The 6,452-nt window shown below is 43.9% G+C and carries 8 protein-coding genes; 1 reads left to right on the top strand and 7 read right to left on the bottom strand.

What is annotated here, in order from left to right:
• Positions 1-119: 119 nt before the first annotated feature.
• The 6 genes from PX636_RS17770 to PX636_RS17745 form a co-directional block, all read right to left on the bottom strand.
• Positions 120-296 (bottom strand): hypothetical protein, encoded by a 177-nt coding sequence (locus tag PX636_RS17770; RefSeq protein ID WP_002740601.1) that lies wholly within the window; start codon positions 294-296, stop codon positions 120-122.
• A gap of 101 nt (positions 297-397) precedes the next feature.
• Positions 398-988, bottom strand: a complete 591-nt coding sequence (leuD, locus tag PX636_RS17765; protein ID WP_002740602.1) for a 3-isopropylmalate dehydratase small subunit — start codon at positions 986-988, stop codon at positions 398-400.
• 104 nt (positions 989-1,092) lie between these two features.
• On the bottom strand, positions 1,093-1,536 hold the full coding sequence (locus PX636_RS17760; RefSeq protein ID WP_288118115.1) for a class I SAM-dependent methyltransferase: 444 nt from the start codon (positions 1,534-1,536) through the stop codon (positions 1,093-1,095).
• Between the two features lie 5 nt (positions 1,537-1,541).
• Complete coding sequence (gene cobU, locus PX636_RS17755) at positions 1,542-2,093, bottom strand: bifunctional adenosylcobinamide kinase/adenosylcobinamide-phosphate guanylyltransferase (protein WP_288118114.1); 552 nt, start codon at positions 2,091-2,093, stop codon at positions 1,542-1,544.
• Between the two features lie 48 nt (positions 2,094-2,141).
• The gene (locus PX636_RS17750) at positions 2,142-2,519 is read right to left on the bottom strand and encodes a phosphomannose isomerase type II C-terminal cupin domain (protein ID WP_012266501.1); all 378 of its coding nucleotides are present in this window, start codon (positions 2,517-2,519) and stop codon (positions 2,142-2,144) included.
• A gap of 160 nt (positions 2,520-2,679) precedes the next feature.
• Positions 2,680-3,963: a flotillin family protein gene (locus PX636_RS17745; protein ID WP_288118112.1), complete on the bottom strand. Its 1,284-nt coding sequence runs from the start codon at positions 3,961-3,963 to the stop codon at positions 2,680-2,682.
• A gap of 125 nt (positions 3,964-4,088) precedes the next feature.
• On the opposite strand from PX636_RS17745, the gene PX636_RS17740 reads away from it, so the two are divergent.
• Positions 4,089-5,603 (top strand): SagB/ThcOx family dehydrogenase, encoded by a 1,515-nt coding sequence (locus PX636_RS17740; RefSeq protein WP_002796896.1) that lies wholly within the window; start codon positions 4,089-4,091, stop codon positions 5,601-5,603.
• 94 nt (positions 5,604-5,697) lie between these two features.
• On the opposite strand, the gene PX636_RS17735 is transcribed toward PX636_RS17740, so the two are convergent.
• On the bottom strand, positions 5,698-6,452 hold a 755-nt coding region (locus PX636_RS17735; protein ID WP_288118110.1), incomplete at its 5' end, for a TauD/TfdA family dioxygenase.

Raw genomic sequence — 6,452 nt, 5'->3', positions numbered from 1 at the left:
TAACTTTATTGATAGTAGTTTCATATTTATATAGAGGGGATGATGGGGAAGTTTTTTCAGTGAACAGTGAACAGTGAACAGTAAGAACAGTAAACAGTGAACCGATAACTGATAACTGATTATTGAATGACTTCTTTAATAATCGTTAAAACATCATCATTGATATTGCGAGGATTGCGCTGGTATAACTTATCTCTTTCCAATTTTAAAACGCGATCGATGATTTTTCGCACATCTTCGGGAGCGTTTAAAATCGGTTCTTGGATATTTTGGAGATTATTATCAGAATTAGTCATAGGGCAGATTTTTTAATATTTACAGCTGCTGCATCTCCAACAAAATCCCTGCCGGGGTACGTTAATCTATTACTAACGCACCCTCAGCCTAGATTGTTTCCCTAGACGAAACTTAAATAGGGTAACTTTTGGGCGGTAGATTGAATCAGATCGAGATTTTGTAACAGCTGTCCGCAGGTATCCCAACCCCCTTCTATTAACATCTGTCGGGAACCTTCATTCATAGACACGGTAGCGACAAAATCCCCCCATTCCACTGTCATGGTTGTCAAGGAAAGATCGACGGGAATTTCGGGATTAGCGGCAATTAAATCCTGTAAATGGGTGATGGTTTTAGCCTCGGCAGTGACACAGGGAACCCCATTAGCGATACAATTGCCAAAAAATATTTCGGCGAAACTTTCCCCGATAATTGCTTGAATTCCCCAACGTAAAATCGCTTGCGGTGCGTGTTCCCGAGAAGAGCCACAACCAAAATTACCATTAACTACCAGAATTTTCGCTCCTTGGTACTGGGGTAGATCGAAAGGATGACTCCCCTGTAAAGCCGCTCGATCATCGGCGAACACTTGTTCTCCTAAACCTTCAAAGGTGATACAACGCAAAAAACGAGCCGGAATAATGCGATCGGTGTCAATATCGTTGCCTCGCAAGGGTAAAGCTCGTCCGGAGATGGTTTTAACTTGACTCATGATCTTTTTCTAACTTTTACTAGCAGTGATAAAAAAGGTGGTTGCATCTTGCCATACCCCCTGATCGGTGGCATTTTTCTCGATTTCTCGGCGATAATTGTTCACTAGAGTCGCAATTTCGGCAGCCGATAGGCGATCGAACCGCCTTTTTTTAACCATTGATACCATTTTGCCAGCACTTGCGGGATATCGGGGAAAAGTGCAATCGCCAGAGAACAGGTAATCAGATCGAAACTAGACTCGGCAAAGTCAATGGCAGCTATATCGGCGTTAATTAGGTCAATATTCTCGATATTTAATGCTTCTAGCTTTTTTTCGGCTCTGGCAATCATTTCTGGCGTGAAATCAACCCCGATGACACTTTTTACTTTTGGGGCAATTGCGACCGCTATAAATCCCGTTCCCGTTGCCACGTCAAGCACAGATTGGCTTTTTTGTAAATAGAGATAATTTACTAATTTAAGGGCGCGAGCTTCCGTAAAATCGTTATCGTAATCGTGACGAAGGGCATAAAAATCAATCACTTGACGCTGATAATCGTTGCTCAACTTCTCTATTGCCCAATTATCGACAAAGACTGACCCAATTGACTTAAATTAAGAGCATGACCCCCGGTAACTAGATAAACCGCGTCTGCTATTGTGCCAATTCTACGACAGAGATCGCCTAAACGATCGCGAAACAGACGACCGAGGGGATAAGCGGGAACCACACCCCAACCAGTTTCTTCCGCTACCAGAATAACATCAACCGCCGCGTTTTTGAGGGAAGACAAGAATCGATCGCTAATTTCTAACCATTCGGCTGCCGACATTTCTAAACAATTGGCTACCCAAGTACCGAGGGAATCGATCAATAAACAGTGAGTAAATGGGCTATTATCAATAGTTTCGCTTAATTGTCGGGGAATTTCTTGGGTTTGCCATTGGGGGGAACGTCGCTGCCGGTGTCTTTCAATGCGATCGCACCATTCTTGATCTTTTTCATCCACCGAGGAGGTGGCGATATAAATAACGGGTTTTTGGCTGATTTTGGCTAAATATTCGGCCCATTCACTTTTCCCAGAACGGGCGGCCCCTGTAACTAGGATAATTTTTTTATCCACGATCGAGATTTTGGCAAATAACTACAGTATATACGGAAGAAAACTGTCCTATTCTCGATCATCAAAACGGTGAATATCATCATCTCCTAAATATTCGCCATTTTGCACCTCGATCATCACCAAAGGAATAGAACCGGGGTTTTCCACCCGATGACGGGTATTCATGGGAACGTATGTAGATTCTTTTTGTTTGAGGAGAGTTTCTTTTTCATCACAGATTACCCGCGCTGTGCCGGAGACGACAATCCAGTGTTCACTGCGATGGTAGTGCATTTGGGTACTCATCTGATGGCCGGGTTTAATGACAATGCGATTGATGCGATACCGGGGGCCTTCCTCCAATACCGTCACCGTTCCCCAGGGGGGAGTCCGCGTCATTTCTAGGTCTTGGGGAGAAGGGGAGGGAGCATTAATTAAGTCATCCATGGCGGTGGTCTCCAAACTTGATTAACATTCTAGTGGACGATAATCAGTAATCAGTAATCAGTAATCAGTGAACAGACAGGACTTTTACTGCCATTTAATACTGCTCACTTAATACTCTATCCTCCTACTGATAACTGATAACTGATCACTGATAACTGATTCAAGAGGGCAATTGTTTAAAATCAAAATTTGTCTCTTTACCCTTGACAGATGGCTCGGTTTGTGCTAGGCGATTAGCAATTTGTACCAGATCCACTCCGGTAGCTTGACGCAATTGTTCAGCAAAGGCAGTCATTTTCGGGACAAGATTACCATCACCTCCGTCCACTACCGTCACCGTTTGCACCTGCACTTCTGGGACACTAGCGACCATTAATTTCAGCAATAACTCCAATTTTTGGTATAAAAAGATGTTTTTAGCGTTATTTCCCGCTCCTTGCCAAGATGCCGCCAGTTTTTTGGTTCCTTCCGCTTGCGCTTTCCCCTGTTCGATAATTTTGGCCGCTTCCCCCCGGGCTTTGGCGATCGCTTGTTGACATTCCGCGGCCGCAGGGGCGATCACATCTGCCTGTAATTGCTGTTTCACCTGCTTAATTCGGGCAGTTTGTACCGCCACTTCTGCCTGTACTTTAGCTAAATCGGACATAACCACCGATTCTACCTCGGCAATCATGGCGCCGCGCTTAGTTTGAGTGTCGCGCACCCGTTTTTCTGCGTCAGCTTTGGCTATTTCTAAATCTTTTTGGATACGACGCAAAGCGGTTAGGCGTAGATTCTCGGAATCCTTGATAATCGATGTTTTTCGGGCTTTTGCTTCTGCTATCCGGGCATCTCTCTGTAATTCGGCTTTTTGCTTCCGTCCGATCGAATCGAGATAACGCACCTCATCGGAGATATTCTGGATCTGCAAACTATCCAAAACTAAACCCAATTTTTCCAGATCCTGTTCCGCTTCTTCCAGGAGACTTTTGGCAAAAGCGATCTGATCGGAGTTCGCTTGTTCTGGGGTTAAATTGGCCAAGACACCGCGCAAATTGCCCTCTAGGGTTTCTTTAGCCAATTGTTCAATTTCCTTGCGTTTCTTGCCCAATAAACGCTCGATCGCATTGTGAATAATCGGTTCTTCCCCGGCAATTTTAATATTCGCCACCCCGGTGACGATCAACGGCACACCGCCCTTAGAATAGGCATTAACCACCCTGAGATCGATGATCATGTTGGTCAGGTCCATTCGATACACTTGTTCTAGCATAGGTAAACGAATACTGCTGCCCCCTTTTACCAAACGATAACCGATGGTTTTGCCCGTGGCCGTGGGACGACGACTACCGGCAAAAATTAAGACTTCACTCGGTTGACAGATGTGGTAATAGTTACGGATGACTAATAAACCCGCACCTGTCCCTAAACCGAAAACTCCCAGTAAAACAGCGATAATTTCCATAGATTTTATGTAGGTGAAATTTGTAATTATCTTTACTTTTAGCCGATCGACTCTCTGGCTGGTTGATTTTTTGGGGGTCATCGATATTACACTAAAAAGTAAAGCTTAGACAGCCTATCTTTATCATGCCAGATCAGCCAATCTCGATCGCCCAATACTACCACGAGCGTACCAAATACGACCCCCAGACGATCGCCTCAAAAAGTAAAGGTCTTGATTGGAGTCAACAACCCCATCCCTTCAAAGAATACAAAATCTGTCAGACGTTCGATCTCAAACCCTACCTCTCCCGTCAAACGGTTCCCCAAAAAGGAGACTTTTGGCGACGTATATCGCGAATTTTGGGCTGTAGCTATGGGTTAACTGCCAAAATCGCCACTATGGGGAGTCCCTTGTACCTACGTTCCGCACCCTCTGCTGGTGGATTATACCCCGCCGAGGTCTATCTGATCTCCCGTGGCACGGAATTTTTACCCGCCGGTCTCTACAGTTATCAAGGTCAAAGTCACTCGCTGCTTTTATTCTGGGAAAGTGATGTCTGGACGAACCTACAATCTGCTTGTTTCTGGAATCCTGTTTTAGAAAATACCGATATCGCTTTAGTTACCAGTGCCATTTTTTATCGGTCTGCTTGGCGCTACGAGGATCGAGCTTATCGGCGTATTTTCCTCGATACAGGGCATTTATTGGGCAATATTGAGCTATCAGCCTCGATTAATGACTATCGGGCCCATTTAATCGGTGGTTTTAACGATAGTCAGATGAATGAATTACTTTATCTTGATTCCGAGAAAGAAAGTGTCATGACGGTGATTCCTTTGGCAGATCTGCTCAATATCCGGCAAAATCTCCCCCATAGTACCACGGCACTCCCTTCGGCAACCACGACTCTTTATCCCGAAATTCCCGAGGGAGAATTATTAAACTCCCTACACCGAGCCACTATCATAGCTACAGATGAGAAGATAGAAGCAACTGTTACCCCCTCTAATTGGGAAGATAAATATAATTTTCCTTTTTGTCTAAAAGTTTCCGTGACATCCCGTCCCGTCAATTGGGGGGAAGATTTAATCGATCTGGAAAGTACGATTCTTAAACGCAGATCTACCCGCGCTTATAGTGGCGCCAGTCTCAGTTTAGACGAATTGCGAGCGCTGCTGCATTTCACCTATCAACCCCAAGATTATGCCGGCCAAAATCTCGATCCCAATCCCGATTATTTCGATCTAGATTTATTGGAAACTTTTATCGCTGTTTCGGCAGTAACTGGATTAGAGGAAGGCTGTTATTATTATGCTCCTAAAGCCCAAGAATTGCGGCAAATTCGCTTTAAAAATTTCCGGCAAGAGTTACATTATCTCTGTTTAGGTCAGGATTTGGGACGGGATGCGGCCGCTGTGGTTTTTCATACGGCGGATCTGTCAAAAGCAGTGGCTAAATATGGCGATCGAGTTTATCGTTATCTTCATGCAGATGCGGGCCATTTGGGACAGAGATTAAATTTAGCGGCTATTCATCTGGGGTTAGGGGTTAGTGGTATCGGTGGTTTTTTTGATGATCAAGTTAATGAAGTGTTAGGAATTCCCTCCGATGAAGCAGTTATCTATATCACTACTTTAGGCCGACCGAAAGTTTTTTAAGGTGAGTTTGAACCCCTGAAGGGATGACAAGGAAGCTGAGGTCATTGTACTCGGTACCTTGACCGGTTTACTTTCTCCCTTGGACATATTTTGTTTAAAGGTTAATCCAACTACGCACCATCTGTCGAGGTTTTCCTGAATTTTTAAAAGCGGTTCTATTGTGGCATAAAAAGCGATTATTAACGTAAAATACATCACCTTTTTCCATTTTGAAGCGGACTGTATTTTCTGGTTTTGAAAAAAAGTCGTCGATGATGTCGAGTGTTTTTGTGATAGCTTCCGGTTGCGCTATTTCCAGTTTGGAGTAAGCGACTTCAATCCAGTACCGCATATAACGAAAAACCAGACCCCGAGAATCTGTTGAGAATAAGGGGAAATTATTATTTTGAATAGCTTCTTGAGAATTAATCTCTCCAGGTGTAATCACATCCCGCGCCAAAGGTTCGTAAAGATAGGGAACTAGGTCTGTATGGTTTTGCTGGAAATATTGATACAAATTGGCGGCGTTTACTACCAGGGAATCTCCTCCCTCATCCGCGGCAGCAAGACACAGTAAGCCAACAAAATCAGGGAAGTAGTTTTTGGCTGTACTATCGGTATGATAGCCAGTTTCTGCATTCGTCATCGAAACGGGTATAGCTTTTTTAGTGTAATCCATTCCTCGATCGATTACATCAAAAAAATAGCCATAGCGGTGGTTTAGCAGTCCAAAAATGCGAGAAATAAAAGCATAAATTAACCGCATTTCTATTTCTGTTAATTCCGGTTCTAATCGGAAAATAATTATGCCTGGTTTCTGGAGCAATTTCTCACGAAATGGTAGGAAAAAATCAAGATTTTCATTGACTG

Source organism: Microcystis sp. M53598_WE2 (assembly GCF_030067735.1).
In the GTDB taxonomy this organism is placed as follows: Bacteria; Cyanobacteriota; Cyanobacteriia; order Cyanobacteriales; family Microcystaceae; genus Microcystis; species Microcystis aeruginosa.
Note: the sequence above shows the minus strand (reverse complement) of the source record. Positions and strands in the feature narration are given on the sequence as shown.

What these genes read in the sequence shown, in the direction of transcription:
- leuD (WP_002740602.1), bottom strand. Translation starts at nt 988, where the DNA reads ATGAGTCAAGTTAAAACCATCTCCGGACGAGCTTTACCCTTGCGAGGC.
- PX636_RS17770 (WP_002740601.1), bottom strand. Translation starts at nt 296, where the DNA reads ATGACTAATTCTGATAATAATCTCCAAAATATCCAAGAACCGATTTTA.
- PX636_RS17750 (WP_012266501.1), bottom strand. Translation starts at nt 2,519, where the DNA reads ATGGATGACTTAATTAATGCTCCCTCCCCTTCTCCCCAAGACCTAGAA.
- PX636_RS17745 (WP_288118112.1), bottom strand. Translation starts at nt 3,963, where the DNA reads ATGGAAATTATCGCTGTTTTACTGGGAGTTTTCGGTTTAGGGACAGGT.
- PX636_RS17740 (WP_002796896.1), top strand. Translation starts at nt 4,089, where the DNA reads ATGCCAGATCAGCCAATCTCGATCGCCCAATACTACCACGAGCGTACC.